The sequence below is a fragment of the Arachidicoccus rhizosphaerae genome, from assembly GCF_900107765.1.
Lineage (GTDB): Bacteria > Bacteroidota > Bacteroidia > Chitinophagales > Chitinophagaceae > Arachidicoccus > Arachidicoccus rhizosphaerae.
Genome location: NZ_FNQY01000008.1, coordinates 184,643 through 197,997, shown reverse-complemented (window position 1 = coordinate 197,997; position 13,355 = coordinate 184,643). Strand labels below are relative to the sequence as shown.

The following is a 13,355-nucleotide window of genomic DNA, read 5'->3' as shown; positions in this document are numbered from 1 at the left end:
GGTCCTGGAAGGAAGTTTTGGCAATGAGAAAAATCACTATCATTTAAATAAAATCAAAGCCAGGAACCAGTCTACCGAGACCTGCTGGATCTTCTTTGGCATCCTTACAGCAAACGCATCCATTATCAGCAAAAGAATGCAACAGGCCGCACAGATTAAAAGCACAGCGGCCTAGAATTAGCACGCTTATCTTATCCAACCGGGCTAAATAACAGCTCCGATGGTCTTGCTATGTCCCGTCTACAAAAAATCCTCTCTTTAATTCCGTTTTATGGAAAAAAGAGAGGATTTATTAGTTTAATATTTAATATGTGGCAACTCCTTTTAAGAGTTTACAGGAACACCCTTTATAGACTTATACGCAATTAATACCCCCAGCGTACTAGTCGTCCATTTTGATTAGTCACTGACCTTGGTAATTTTCAAAATATTAGTCGGTAAGTGCTTTTCTACCGGTGTACTGCCGGTATTAACAACTATATCATCCGATTTAATAAATTTACGTTCTTTAAGAATATTAATCTGATCATTGATAATTTCATCCAGCGACTCCTCTTCATCATAGAAAAAGGCTCTTACCCCCCAGCTCAGACTCAATTGGTTAACCAGCTGCTGTTCCTTGGTAAAGATATACAGCGGAGTTTTAGGACGGTAACTGGAAATTCTAAATCCGGTATAACCGCTTTGAGTCATACCGATTAACGCACTGGCACTTACCTCAGAGGCTATTTTACAGGCGTTATAACAGATCGCATCGCTTAACATAGTTGGAGAATGTGCAATAACTTTCAGATCCTCTTCCCTGTCATAATAATATTCCGTACGCTCTACTTCCATGATAATTTTGCGCATGGTTTCCACCACCAGTACCGGATGGTTACCCATAGCAGTTTCACCACTCAGCATCACAGCATCTGTTCCTTCCAGTACGGCATTAGCCACGTCCGTAATTTCACTTCTGTTAGGTTTGGTACGGTCCATCATTGACTCCATCATCTGTGTTGCCACAATTACCGGCTTAGAACGGTGGATACATTTTCTAATGATTTCCCTTTGAGCCATAGGCACCTTTTCAACCGGAAGTTCAACCCCCAGATCCCCTCTGGCTACCATTACGCCATCAGATTCATTCACAATATTACGCAGATCATCCATAGCCGATGGCATTTCAATTTTAGCCATCACCTTGATTTTGGAGTTTTGTTCTTTTACGCGTCTTTTTAAATCCACAATGTCCTCAGCTTTACGCACAAAAGACAAGGCGACCCAATCCAACTGTTTAGCTATAATAAAATCCAGATCAGTAATATCTTTTTCGGTCATAGCTGGCAAGGAAATTTCTGTGTCAGGCAGGTTTACGCCCTTATTGGGCAGCAGATCCCCACCATAAGTCACCCGAACTTTCACATCACCTGATGTCTTATTCACATCAGTCACCACTACTTCTAGTTTACCATCATCAATTAAGATCTTCTCTCCTACACTGACGTCATTGTGTAAATTGGGATAAGAAACATAAATTTTTTCCTTGGTACCCACCACTTTCTCAGTAGAGGTAAAAGTCAGTATATCTCCTGGAACGATGGTCAGTTTATTGTTTTCAATCTGACCTACACGCAGTTTTGGTCCCTGTAAATCACCCAGAATGGCCACATTATAAGGCTCTTTCTTGTTGATTTTACGGATATTGTCAATAATTTCTGCCTTATTTTCATGGCTGCCATGAGAGAAGTTCAAACGAAAAACATTTACCCCGGCTTTTACGAGTCCCAGCAGCTGGTCGTATTTTTCGCATGCAGGTCCGACAGTAGCCACGATTTTGGTTCTATGAACATTGTGTAAAATCCCAGCTTCTGCATCCATTTCCTTGTGTAAATATTTCTCTACGTTTTTAGACATTTTTCACCATTTGTTTTTGTCATTAAAAAATATGCCTGCAATCCATTTCCAGGGAGCAATTACTCCGAACTAAAAATGGATTGCAAGCATCAAGGCGCAGTATAATGCTGCGCCTTGATGTCTGTTTCTCTATTATTAGCTAGCCAGTATTTTCACAATACGTAACCAGTTCTCATCTACCGAATCCTTCTCGCGGATGGCCACTTCAAGTGGGGTATACACAATCTCATTATTGATAATACCTACCATCACATTGGATTTACCTTCCAATAAAGCTTCCACTGCGTGGTACCCCATCCTGCTAGCTACCAGGCGGTCAATACAGGTGGGTGAACCTCCTCTTTGAATATGGCCTAAGATAGACACCTTAGTATCAAAGTTTGGCAGTCTTTCACGAACAATTTTGGCAACCTCATTGGCTCCTCCAAATGCATCTCCTTCCGCGACTACTATAATATTAACCAGTTTCTTTCTCTTTTCCTTTTCGGATAAGGAAGCAATCACATCCTCAATATTGGTAGCAGCTTCCGGAATCAGGATCGTTTCTGCACCCGTTGCAATACCGCTATGTAAAGCGATATACCCTGCATGACGTCCCATTACCTCGACGATAAATAAACGATCATGGGCATCTGCCGTATCACGGATTTTATCAATGGCCTGTACGGCTGTATTACATGCGGTATCAAAACCAATCGTAAAATCTGTTCCGTATAAATCTTTGTCAATCGTGCCGGGCAAACCTATAACCGGTAAGCCAAACTCATTTTGCAATTTCATGGCGCCCGTGAAACTTCCGTCACCGCCAATAACCACCAGGCCGTCAATACCTCTTTTTTTAAGGTTGGCATAGGCCTGACGTCGGCCGTCTTCTGTATAAAATTCTCTACAGCGAGCTGATTTTAAGATAGTTCCGCCTCTTTGAATGATATTTGCAACTGTTTTAGAACCCATCGGGAAGATATCATCTTCCATCATTCCGCTATAACCGCGCATGACACCATACACTTCCAGCCCCATATACACTCCGGTACGTACAACCGCCCTAATGGTGGCATTCATTCCGGGTGCATCTCCACCGGAAGTCAGAATCGCTATTTTACTTACTTTTTTAGACATTTTAAAAAATTGTAATATATGGTAACGTTTGCGCTAATTTTCCAACAAGCAGCGAAAGTACAAAAAGGAATATAATTTTCCGAAAACCTTACTTTAATTTTTTTGCCTAACACTTGTTAATAAAGCGTTTCAGCGAATTTGCACCTGCTTGTTCCGATTATTTAAGGCAGTTGTCTGCCAGCGCTATGACCCACTATCGTGTAGTCTTTCACCAGTCTGTCTATCACAAAATATTTGAGGGCAAAAGATACGAAGAATTATTAGAATATGATGAGTAAGCAAAGGTATTAAACATTAGATAACAGGCCGTCGTTATACTTTTTATGCCCACAAGCAGAGGCGCCTATTCATTTCTTCTTATGTAAAGATAGTCTCCTGGAGGTTTTGAAAGGATTAAAGCGTTAAAATTCAATAAATTGCTTATTTTTGAGTAAATAGTATTCCTTTATGAGCCTTGATGCAAATTAAATAATGGAATGACCTGACAGTTTTACGGGACTCATTATTAGACAAGAACACTTGCGTAAGGTAAAAGCAGGGGGGCCTGGGCAGTTGCCCCACTGATTTGCCTTCTATTTTTGCATGAACTCGGGTAAATTAGTCAATGATCATGCGGGACGAGAGAACTACTGCTGGCTGGCTATTTTGGGGGCGGGGCTTATTGAAACGGTCTCACATCTTAGCCAGCTAAATGGCAAACAAAAGTTGCACCATTCATTTTAAATGGGTAAAACTGAACAATAGTAATAATCGATAAAATAAGTAAAGTTGAAGTTTCAAAATCAAATATCATTTGCACGAATTTTAATTTGGTTATTTACTTTTAAATTTACCTATCATTTTTTTGAATTTAAATTAGGCTATAAAGATCTGTCCTTTTATTTACAGGAAGGTATTTATCTGGCCGGGGTATTCATTACCCTATTTTGGTATCGTAGATCTCAAAAAAAATGGATGGCTCAGCAAAAAGCTTCTTAATATTACTATTCCAGAATGCTATACCTGTGTAAATTTATATTACTTTAGCACATCTAACTATTATTTAAATAATGGACTCTTTAGATACTTCATCCGGCACATCCAGGGATCTCAAACAGCAGTTTGAGAAAGTAGTCAACAGTAATGTATATTGCTGGCTGGCACTTCTGATATGCATCATTGGCGCAATTCTTGAATTTTATTTCCATGAAGGAACCCGGTATTCCGATAAATTCTTTTTAGTTTTGGCGATCTTCGTTATCGGCATTCTTATCAATGGCAATCAGTTGCGAAAAAATTACGTCAAGAAAAAAGAAAAGAAGTAATGCAACCATCCTGAGTGCAAACTGATGAGCTGACCATGGAATCATCAATTGACCAACACATCACTTTTTTACAGACCTGAATTATATAATCCGTTAGCATATGGCTTTAAATATCGTCTGGATCGCCTTTTTTGTCATTGCATTTGTGATTGCATTGATTAAATTTTTCTTTCTTGGAGATGTCGAGATATTTAAAACACTCACAGACGGTATTTTTGACAGTGCCACCACTTCCGTTACACAGGTGGCATTCCCTTTAGCCGGTACCATGGTATTCTTTTTAGGACTGATGAAAATCGCGGAAAAGGCTGGAGCAATTGCCAAACTTGCTAAAATACTCAATCCATTCATGAGGCGCCTTTTTCCGGAAGTGCCGCAAAATCATCCGGCCATGGGAGAAATGGTCATGAATTTTTCGGCCAATATGCTGGGACTGGATAATGCGGCTACTCCTTTCGGACTTAAAGCCATGGAAAGTCTCCAGCAACTCAATCCCCAAAAAGAGCAGGCCAGCAATGCGCAGATCATGTTTTTGGTACTCCATACCAGCGGCCTCACATTAATCCCGCTTTCCATTATCGCCTATAGACTGGCCGCTGGTTCGCATGAAGCCGCCAGTATTTTTATACCCTGTGTATTAGGAACCGTCTTTACCACCCTTATGGCGATTCTGATTACCGGTTTTAAACAGAAAATTAAATGGGATTTTGTCCTGGTGGGCTGGCTTCTTGCCATTTTTGCCATTATTGTCGGTCTTCTTATCGGAGTCGGGACCATGAGTGCAGCGGGTAAAGAGATATTTAGTAAAATTGCCGGCAGTCTGGTTCTTTTACTTGTAATAATTTTAATTATTGTTGCCGGAGCCTATAAAAAAGTGTCCGTTTTTGACACGTTCATTGATGGCGCAAAAGAAGGCTGGGTGATTGTGGTAAAAATCATTCCCTACCTGGTCGGAATGCTGGTAGCAATCCGGGTATTCAGGGACTGTGGCGCGCTGGGGTATCTTACCGACGGCATTGGTTATCTGATTCATGCAATGGGCTTCAATACCGATTTTGTGCCCTCTTTGCCGGTAGCCATTATGAAGCCTTTTAGCGGCAGTGGTGCCAGAGGGCTGATGATTGATACCATGCAGACCTTCGGACCCGATAGTTTTGTAGGTAAACTGGCTTGTACTTTTAACGGCTCAGCTGATACTACTTTTTATATAATTGCCCTCTATTTTGGCAGTGTGGGTATTAAAAAGGTCAGATATGCTGTCTGGGTCGGACTGGCAGCAGATATTTTAGGCGTTATCGGTGCCATCATCATCGGTTATATTTTTTTTCACTAACGATTAATCTTTTGTAAATAAATTACATCCAAAGGATTATCGACGGAAGGCTTAGAAATCAAGATAATCAGGAATTTAGGCATGATTAATGCCCTGATTTATCGTCCTTGCAGGAACTGACCGGCCGGGATATTATTAACTAAATTTTAAACCCGTTTATAAACCATTAAATAACACATTTATGAAAAGGACTTTATTTTCCATCGCGGCAATTTTATGTGCCAGTTTAGTATTTTTCAGCTGTAGCAAGGATAATAATACAGTTGTTGATGCACAAGCTTTAACCACTGTATTTGAAGTTAAGAATTCGGATTGGCAGACTTCTTCAGTAGTCAGTGGTTACGAAGTTACCTTTGATATGACAGAAATTACAGCTTCCATTACCGACCAGGGCGCGGTCTGGGTTTATTATTCATTTGACAACGGTATTTCTTATGAATTAGCGCCTAGCCTTCAAAGAACGGATGCCAGCGGTAATACCTTTGATTTTCTGGGTCAAGCAGGTACAGATAACCAAGGCGGTTATGTCGTTTTGACTGCACTGAAATATACTGGTAATTCCAATCAGGCTCCTAAATTTAGCAACCCCAATATTGTGGTTAAGGTAGTTTCTATCCCAAGCTCTTTATACCAGGCTAATAAAAACGTCAATAAAGAAGACTTCAATGAAGTTAAACGTGTCTTTAATTTAAAATAGAGTCCGTCCTTATACAATATATTTACAGCAAAAAAGGTCCGCCGCTTCAATGAATTTGAAGCGGCGGACCTTTTTATGGGAACTGAACAGCTGCTTGTTTACCGGGCAGCTGAATCCTTGGCCTTTTTCTTACCAGTCCTGGATAAACCATACATAATAAGGCCGAAAATCAAAAATACTACGCCGGTTATCCGGTTGACTTCACTTCCGCCCGCAGTTGTAAAAGAGGCAATCAGCAGCAAAATGCTGATGATAATAAAAAACCAACCGATCACTGAGCGAAGATCTATACTATTGTTTTCCATAATTAAATAAGTTTAGTAGAAGATGATATTAAAGATAATGGTAGCGATAACAACCAGAGACCCGACAATGACCGGGCTCTTATACCAGACATAATGGCCGGTTTTTTGTCTCTCGGTCAGCGAATAAACCAACCCTACCAATTCTGATTCTTTGCGACGCTCTGTACAAAGGCTGATCAACCAGGTTACCAAAAAGCAGACAATAAACGCAACGGATGCAATATTAAAATTCTGCCCCATGGATGAACCATATTCATAAAGAGGCTGAGTTCCCAGCATATGGGATAACCAGCCGCCTTTTCCTTCTGCTATGGTCAGGCCGTGTGTGGCAGCCGCTGCCATGGTCCCACTGATCAGACCATAAAAAGCACCATTGGCCGTGGCTTTCTTCCAGAACATGCCCAGGAAGAATGTCGCAAATAAAGGAGCGTTGATAAATCCAAATACCAACTGCAAAAAGTCCATGATATTATCAAAGCTCCTGGCCAGATAAGCTGTTGCCACGGAAGCCGCAATACCAAATACAGTAACTGCTTTACCGACATTCAGATAATGCTGATCGGAAGCGCCTTTTTTAATATAAGACTGATAAATATCAAAGGTAAATACCGTATTAAAGGCCGTTACGTTACCCGCCATACCACTCATGAAAGAAGCGATTAAGGCGGTAAGCCCTACCCCTAGTAAACCGTTGGGATAAAAATGCTGCAATAAGGATGGAAGCGTCATATTATAATCATAACCGCCTCCGTTTTTAGCCAGCGGGATCGTATAGCTCGGATCCGTTTTCATGAGCACAAGCGCAATAATACCCGGCAGGATAACAATCAGTGGCATAAAGATCTTGGGGATAGCCGCATAGATGGGGGTCATCTGCGCATCATTGATATTTTTGGTTACCATGGCTCTTTGTACCACCAAAAAGTCTGTACACCAATAACCAAAGGCAAGCACAAAGCCCAGCCCGAAAATTAGAGAACCGGCATTAGTCCCCAGCGGGTTGGTCGTTGCACTGCCCATGCCTTTCCAGACATGCAGCAAATTGGTTCCTTCCAGACTATGTTTGATGCCTTCCCAGCCGCCTACATTATGCAGGCCGATATACACCAAAGGTGCAATTCCAAGGACAATTAAAAAGAACTGCAACACTTCATTATATACCGCTGAGGTAAGCCCTCCCAGGTAAGTATACCCCAGAACGATAATGGAAGCCACAATGATGGAGGAGCTGAAACTCCAACTCAGCATTGCTTCCAGTAAGATAGCCAGTGCATATAAAGATATACCAGAGGAAAAAATCGTCATAATGGCAAAGGTGATGGCATTAAAGCCCCTGGTTTTCTCATCATAACGAAGTGCCAGGTATTCCGGAACACTTCGGGCTTTACTGCCATAATAAAATGGCATCATAAAAATCCCCAGAAACACCATGGCGATAGCTGCACCCAGCCAGTAAAAGTGAGTGGTAAAAAGGCCGTATTTGGCCCCGGAGGCAGCCATACCCAATACTTCCTGTGCGCCTAAATTCGCAGAAATAAAAGCCAGAGAAGCCACCCACATAGGAATGGAGCGACCACTCATCAGAAAGTCATTGGAAGTTTTCATTTTTCGCTTCAGCACATAACCGATGCCAAGCACAAAAATAAAATAGGTAAAAATGACCAAACCATCGATCAGATTTAAATGTAAATTCATTTTTTAGAGTTTTAGAAGACAGATTTCTTTGCAAAAGACCTCCATCCACTGCTTTTAGATTTTGATTTATTAATTAAGGTGAAAATGTATTTAATAAAGCGCCATTAAAGGCTTATTATTTATGGATTAAGCAGTAGCAGCCTCATTTTCATGCACTATATCCACTCCTGCTTCTGTCTCGGCCACATAGACTTTCGGCTTTTTACCGGTCCGGGCTTCATATTTAGCAGATACGTCCTCAATTAACTGCGGGATAGCGTCCTTTTTAACCAGGTTAATGGTACAGCCGCCAAATCCGCCGCCCATCATACGGGCACCAAGTACGGCAGGCTGATCTTTCACACAGTCAATCAGAAAATCCAGTTCCGGACAACTTACCTCATAATTTTTGCTCAGCCCTTCATGGGTAGCAAACATCTTTTTACCGAAAGCGGCCACATCGCCTCTTTTCAGATCTTCACAACCTTCCAAAAGCCGTCTGTTTTCCTGCACCACATAGCGACATCTGCGGTACACGACCGGATCCTGATCTTTTACCAGTTCATCCAGCATCTGCTGTGTGGCATCTCTTAGATTTTTAACTTCAGGATATTTTTCCTGAATCAGTTTTACCCCTTGCTCGCACTGGCTGCGACGTGTATTGTATTCAGAAGAGGCCAAAGAATGGCTGACACAACTGTCAAATAAAACAATTTCAATACCGTCCATCTCAATAGGATTATAGGTATAATCCAAAGAACGGCAATCTAGCTGTATCACTGAGTTTTTGTGCCCCATCATAGATGCAAACTGATCCATAATACCGCACTTTACGCCTACAAATTCATTTTCTGCTGCCTGTGCCATTTTTACCATGGTAACTCTATCCAGTCCAAGTGAAAAGAGTTCATTTAAACCAAAAGCGACACCACACTCCAGTGCGGCACTCGAAGAGAGGCCGGCGCCCAGCGGAATATCTCCGGAAAACACCAGATTAAAACCGCCCACGGTTTTACCTGCTTTTTGAAATTGCTCCACCACTCCCAGAATATATAGGGTCCAGTGCGGCGCGGTCTTTTCCAGTTTATTGACGGTGCCTGTAAATGACTCATTTAAATCGATGGATACCAGATGAATCTGGTCATCAGCTCTTTTAGAGACTCCTAAATAAATGGCCTTGTTAATAGCGGCCGGCAGTACAAAGCCGTCATTATAATCGGTATGTTCTCCGATTAGGTTAACTCTTCCGGGAGCTCTGACAATCAGAGGTTTTTCGGAAAAAGTCTGTTCAAATTTTTGTTGAATTGTGTTGATAATGGGATGCATTTGTTTAACTTATATGCTTTGATGATTGGATAATCTTTGAGAGGATTCCCTTGTATATAATAAAGGGTTTAAAATGATACTCTTGCAGGCAGGTTGACCTTTCTTGGCATCTATAATGGATAAAAGAAGACTCATCGCCTCTTTTCCCATCATGACGGTTTGCTGATCCACCGAAGACAGACTCGGTGTTAAATGCTCTGCAAATAATTCATTGGCAAAACCAAAGACTCCAAATTCCTGCGGTACCGGAACTTTTCTGTTTTTAAGTTCCTTTAAGGCGCCCAGGGCAGAATAGTCCTCAACAGCAAAGACCGCGTCTGGTCTTTCCTTTTGTTTAAAAAAATGGTCTATCGCCTGTTTGCCGGAGTTGATGGAGACGTCTCCGTCAAATATCCATTGCTTTTTAAAAGGAAGCTTATGTTTTTTCAGTGCAGCCTTATAACCGTTGAAGCGGTCATGGAAGGCTTTAATATGTTGTTGCCCTGCAATGTGGGCTATTTTTTTAAATCCTTGTTCAATTAAATGCTCAGTAGCCAGGAAAGCGCCGTTAAAGTCATCAATGACAACAGAGGATATATCCAGCCCTTCCTTTGCTCTGTCAAAAAAGACTAGTGGCATACCGATATCCCTGGCGGCTGTAAAGTGTCCGTAATCCTTGGTTTCTTTAGCAATGGAAACCAGAACACCATCCACATGCGCAGACAAAAGCGCTTCCAGCCCTTCCATTTCAGACTTATAACCTTCATTGGTCTGAAATAGCAGGGTGCGATAACCATTTTCATTGGCCACGCTTTCTATCCCATGCACGACAGAACCAAAAAAGTTAATGTCGGCACTGGGAATCAGCACGCCGATGGTATAAGACTTGCCTAACCGTAAGGAAGAAGCAATTTGATTGCGCTTATAGTGCATTTTATCGGCTAGCGCATGCACTTTCTTTTTCATGGCATCACTGATAGCCGGATGGTTATTCAGGGCACGTGAAACGGTTCCGGGTGTTGTGCCCAGAAGCTCAGCTAAATCAGTTATTGTTATTTTTTTATTCACTTATGCAAACGTTTACGTTGGCTAAGATAATGGAGAATTATTAAATAATTTAAGAATTGATTGAAAAAAAATTAAAAAATAGCAAAAAGACAGTTAATCACTCTAATACCTATTGTGTATCAGCAAGATATAAATTAATGCGGGTAAATACTTCAGGCTTAAATCACAAAACAAGTGTCCTTCCGAATAACATCCTTACGTTGGTTATCCCATAATTTATAAAAAGCAACATTCTTTATTGATATTTTAACTTTTAAACTTTGGAGTAGGGGCTGTTGTTAAAGTTACGGAAACCTTCCCGATATCTTATTGTAACGGAAACAGCACCCAAACAAACAAACAATAAGTATCGGCTTAGGAAATGTAGGATGGTTCTTTCCTTCATTGGGATCATGTTATGCGGCAGGACCTCTTGCGCTGCTAAAAACCTGGACTTTGATACGAAGTTTCACAAAACTGCGGAGCCGTACAGATATATTGCATACGCGTAGTTTAATTCAGCCCCTGCCAGTAACCTGTGTATTGACTATAATAAAAATAATGACGGTCAGTTTCCGCAGTTAAGACCGGATGATAATACCTATTACTGCCGGGTACAAATATCCATCATTAAGGGCCTCATCTGGGAGACTTCCCCTCTGAAAAAATTAGAATTAACTATAAGGAAACCCTTAATTTTAATCCGCTATTGTACTACGCAAGCATAACAAAATAGTCAGCAGGATCAAAACTTTTATTTATGAACATCTATTTAAAGAATCAACAGCCAGGTTTCAAGTCCATTCTTGAACGATTAAAGACCAAAAATATAATGGCGTATGATTCCAATAGATTAGTGGAAAAGATATCTACCACCTATCTTGATACGCCCTTTTCCATTGAAAAAATAAATCTTGATTTTTTATTTGACTATCATATTTTTCCTGAAAACATTATGTCCTTTCTGAGTGAATGGCATACAGAAAATCGGACGATGCAGCCAGGCGACACCATTTTGCAACAGGTTTACCTTCCTCCCATTAAACGACTCTCTCAAAAAATTATATTTGGCGTACGTATTAAGGAAATCATAGATCTGCCCTTAAAAAAAGGTTTTAGCTATCAAACCCTGGACGGTCACGTTGAAAAAGGAATATCTAGCTTTACGGTAGAACAAAATAAGGATCAACAATTGATTTTTAAAATTCATACCTTTTCCAGGCCGGCGACCCTTTTAACAAGAATACTAGGTCCCATCTTTTCCATACCCTACCAACACTATTGTACAAACGCTGCTTTAAAAAATGTAAAAAGACAAATAGCGTTACAATAATTAAAAATCACGCAAACGGGTAATTATTTATACCTGGATTTTCTGATCTTGGGTTTTTTCTCATAATCACGGAGTTCATCCATAGCCTCCTGAGCCGGCTGATTGACAATCGACTTAGCAGCCTGGAACAGTACAATATATCCAATAATACAAAATAACAGTTCTTTCCAGGTAATCCAGTATCCCCACCAGCTATAAATTGCGCCTTCAGCGGGATTGGCATTTTCATAAATCACCTGAACTTTCTGACCTTCTTTGAAAGACCGAAAAATATAATCGGCGGATACGCTGTAAGAGGTCTGACCGTTTAAGCTAAAATCGGCAAAAGGCATGAGTTTATGACTTGCGCTATCCGCTTTAAAATGAATGGTAGCGGGCGTTTTCAGGCCGTCAAAAAAGTCCGGAGTACGGCTAAAGGGTATATATAACCCAAATACCACAATAAATATTAAAAAGAGTGCCTTATTCAAGAGCTGTGCTTAAAGTTAATTTACATAAAACCAAGTTCCAGTTTAGCCTCGTCACTCATCATATCCTTGTCCCAGGCCGGATCAAAGGTCAGTTGAATATGCGCTTCTTTTACGCCTTGAATATCCTGGACCTTCTGCTGAACTTCATTGACGATGTCGCCGGCCACCGGGCAATTAGGCGCCGTCAGTGTCATGGTAATAAACACCACATTGTCCTCTTTCATCTCAATTTTATATACCAGCCCCAGTTCCATAATATTGCAGGGGATTTCCGGGTCATATACCGTTCTCAGCGTATCTTCAATCTGGTCTCTTAGTGTAATATCGTTTGACATAACTGTTTATTTTTCAGTTAATAACTAATTTTAATGTTGTAAAGTATTAAAAGCAATCGCATAATGCTTGATTTGCTTTAACATGGATAGTAACCCGTTGGATCTTGTGGGTGAAAGATGACTTTTGAGACCTATATCATCCACAAAATGCAGGTCACTGGCGATTATTTCTTTAGGCGTATGGCCGGACAGTACGCTGACCACCAGCGCCACCAGTCCCTTCGTAATCAAGGCATCACTATCTGCTGTAAAAATAAGCTTGCCTTCTTTAAAATCGGCGTGTAACCATACCTGCGACTGACAACCCTTAATCAGGTTCTCCGGAACTTTGTATTTTTCATCAATGGCGGGCAGTTCCTTACCCATCTGGATAATCATTTCATATTTATCCATCCAGTCGGTTAAAAACGCGAACTCATCTATTATTTCCTGCTGCGCTTCCTCTATAGTCTGATTACTGATATGCTCTGTTGCCATTTGTTGTTATCGCTTTAAATCTATATTGCTCTTTATGCCATTTTTAGTTTTCACCGC

The 13,355-nt window shown here is 40.8% G+C and carries 13 protein-coding genes; 4 read left to right on the top strand and 9 right to left on the bottom strand.

The window, feature by feature from the left end; translation table 11 throughout:
• Nucleotides 1-399: 399 nt before the first annotated feature.
• Both pyk and pfkA read right to left on the bottom strand, forming a co-directional pair.
• Nucleotides 400-1,899, bottom strand: a complete 1,500-nt coding sequence (pyk, locus tag BLU80_RS08970; RefSeq protein ID WP_091396847.1) for a pyruvate kinase — start codon at nt 1,897-1,899, stop codon at nt 400-402.
• A gap of 135 nt (nt 1,900-2,034) precedes the next feature.
• Entirely contained in the window at nt 2,035-3,018 is a 984-nt protein-coding gene (gene pfkA, locus BLU80_RS08965) for a 6-phosphofructokinase (RefSeq protein WP_091396843.1), read from the bottom strand.
• Nucleotides 3,019-4,067: 1,049 nt separating this feature from the next.
• Between pfkA and BLU80_RS08955 the strand changes: the two genes are divergently transcribed.
• The 3 genes from BLU80_RS08955 to BLU80_RS08945 all read left to right on the top strand — a co-directional run bounded on the left by BLU80_RS08955 (nt 4,068) and on the right by BLU80_RS08945 (nt 6,352).
• On the top strand, nt 4,068-4,322 hold the full coding sequence (locus tag BLU80_RS08955) for a hypothetical protein (RefSeq protein WP_091396837.1): 255 nt from the start codon (nt 4,068-4,070) through the stop codon (nt 4,320-4,322).
• 100 nt (nt 4,323-4,422) lie between these two features.
• Nucleotides 4,423-5,655, top strand: a complete 1,233-nt coding sequence (locus BLU80_RS08950) for a nucleoside recognition domain-containing protein (protein WP_091396833.1) — start codon at nt 4,423-4,425, stop codon at nt 5,653-5,655.
• 181 nt (nt 5,656-5,836) lie between these two features.
• Nucleotides 5,837-6,352, top strand: a complete 516-nt coding sequence (locus BLU80_RS08945) for a hypothetical protein (RefSeq protein ID WP_091396830.1) — start codon at nt 5,837-5,839, stop codon at nt 6,350-6,352.
• A 98-nt stretch (nt 6,353-6,450) separates the two neighbouring features.
• On the opposite strand, the gene BLU80_RS08940 is transcribed toward BLU80_RS08945, so the two are convergent.
• From BLU80_RS08940 to BLU80_RS08925, 4 genes are all read right to left on the bottom strand, one after another.
• Nucleotides 6,451-6,657, bottom strand: coding sequence for a hypothetical protein (locus BLU80_RS08940; protein WP_091396828.1), 207 nt, complete (start codon nt 6,655-6,657; stop codon nt 6,451-6,453).
• Between the two features lie 12 nt (nt 6,658-6,669).
• Nucleotides 6,670-8,352, bottom strand: coding sequence for a sodium:solute symporter family protein (locus BLU80_RS08935; RefSeq protein ID WP_091396825.1), 1,683 nt, complete (start codon nt 8,350-8,352; stop codon nt 6,670-6,672).
• Nucleotides 8,353-8,478: 126 nt separating this feature from the next.
• Nucleotides 8,479-9,657 (bottom strand): galactokinase, encoded by a 1,179-nt coding sequence (locus BLU80_RS08930; RefSeq protein WP_091396821.1) that lies wholly within the window; start codon nt 9,655-9,657, stop codon nt 8,479-8,481.
• A 9-nt stretch (nt 9,658-9,666) separates the two neighbouring features.
• A complete protein-coding gene (locus BLU80_RS08925) occupies nt 9,667-10,704 on the bottom strand; it encodes a LacI family DNA-binding transcriptional regulator (protein WP_091396819.1) in 1,038 nt (345 codons plus the stop codon).
• 739 nt (nt 10,705-11,443) lie between these two features.
• Here BLU80_RS08925 and BLU80_RS08920 point away from each other — a divergent pair.
• The gene (locus BLU80_RS08920; RefSeq protein WP_211481801.1) at nt 11,444-12,016 is read left to right on the top strand and encodes a DUF1990 family protein; all 573 of its coding nucleotides are present in this window, start codon (nt 11,444-11,446) and stop codon (nt 12,014-12,016) included.
• A 23-nt stretch (nt 12,017-12,039) separates the two neighbouring features.
• Here BLU80_RS08920 and BLU80_RS08915 read toward each other — a convergent pair whose 3' ends face one another.
• Genes BLU80_RS08915 through BLU80_RS08905 form a run of 3 tightly spaced genes read right to left on the bottom strand, consistent with a single transcriptional unit; the run spans nt 12,040 to nt 13,298 of the window.
• The gene (locus BLU80_RS08915; RefSeq protein ID WP_091396815.1) at nt 12,040-12,486 is read right to left on the bottom strand and encodes a hypothetical protein; all 447 of its coding nucleotides are present in this window, start codon (nt 12,484-12,486) and stop codon (nt 12,040-12,042) included.
• Nucleotides 12,487-12,506: 20 nt separating this feature from the next.
• Complete coding sequence (locus BLU80_RS08910) at nt 12,507-12,821, bottom strand: iron-sulfur cluster assembly protein (RefSeq protein ID WP_091396812.1); 315 nt, start codon at nt 12,819-12,821, stop codon at nt 12,507-12,509.
• 30 nt (nt 12,822-12,851) lie between these two features.
• On the bottom strand, nt 12,852-13,298 hold the full coding sequence (locus tag BLU80_RS08905; protein WP_091396809.1) for a SufE family protein: 447 nt from the start codon (nt 13,296-13,298) through the stop codon (nt 12,852-12,854).
• Nucleotides 13,299-13,355: the final 57 nt, after the last annotated feature.

Excerpts from the sequence above, each read along its gene's own strand:
- pyk (WP_091396847.1), bottom strand. The coding sequence starts at position 1,899 with ATGTCTAAAAACGTAGAGAAATATTTACACAAGGAAATGGATGCAGAA.
- pfkA (WP_091396843.1), bottom strand. The coding sequence starts at position 3,018 with ATGTCTAAAAAAGTAAGTAAAATAGCGATTCTGACTTCCGGTGGAGAT.
- BLU80_RS08955 (WP_091396837.1), top strand. The coding sequence starts at position 4,068 with ATGGACTCTTTAGATACTTCATCCGGCACATCCAGGGATCTCAAACAG.
- BLU80_RS08950 (WP_091396833.1), top strand. The coding sequence starts at position 4,423 with ATGGCTTTAAATATCGTCTGGATCGCCTTTTTTGTCATTGCATTTGTG.
- BLU80_RS08945 (WP_091396830.1), top strand. The coding sequence starts at position 5,837 with ATGAAAAGGACTTTATTTTCCATCGCGGCAATTTTATGTGCCAGTTTA.
- BLU80_RS08940 (WP_091396828.1), bottom strand. The coding sequence starts at position 6,657 with ATGGAAAACAATAGTATAGATCTTCGCTCAGTGATCGGTTGGTTTTTT.
- BLU80_RS08935 (WP_091396825.1), bottom strand. The coding sequence starts at position 8,352 with ATGAATTTACATTTAAATCTGATCGATGGTTTGGTCATTTTTACCTAT.
- BLU80_RS08930 (WP_091396821.1), bottom strand. The coding sequence starts at position 9,657 with ATGCATCCCATTATCAACACAATTCAACAAAAATTTGAACAGACTTTT.
- BLU80_RS08920 (WP_211481801.1), top strand. The coding sequence starts at position 11,444 with ATGAACATCTATTTAAAGAATCAACAGCCAGGTTTCAAGTCCATTCTT.
- BLU80_RS08910 (WP_091396812.1), bottom strand. The coding sequence starts at position 12,821 with ATGTCAAACGATATTACACTAAGAGACCAGATTGAAGATACGCTGAGA.
- BLU80_RS08905 (WP_091396809.1), bottom strand. The coding sequence starts at position 13,298 with ATGGCAACAGAGCATATCAGTAATCAGACTATAGAGGAAGCGCAGCAG.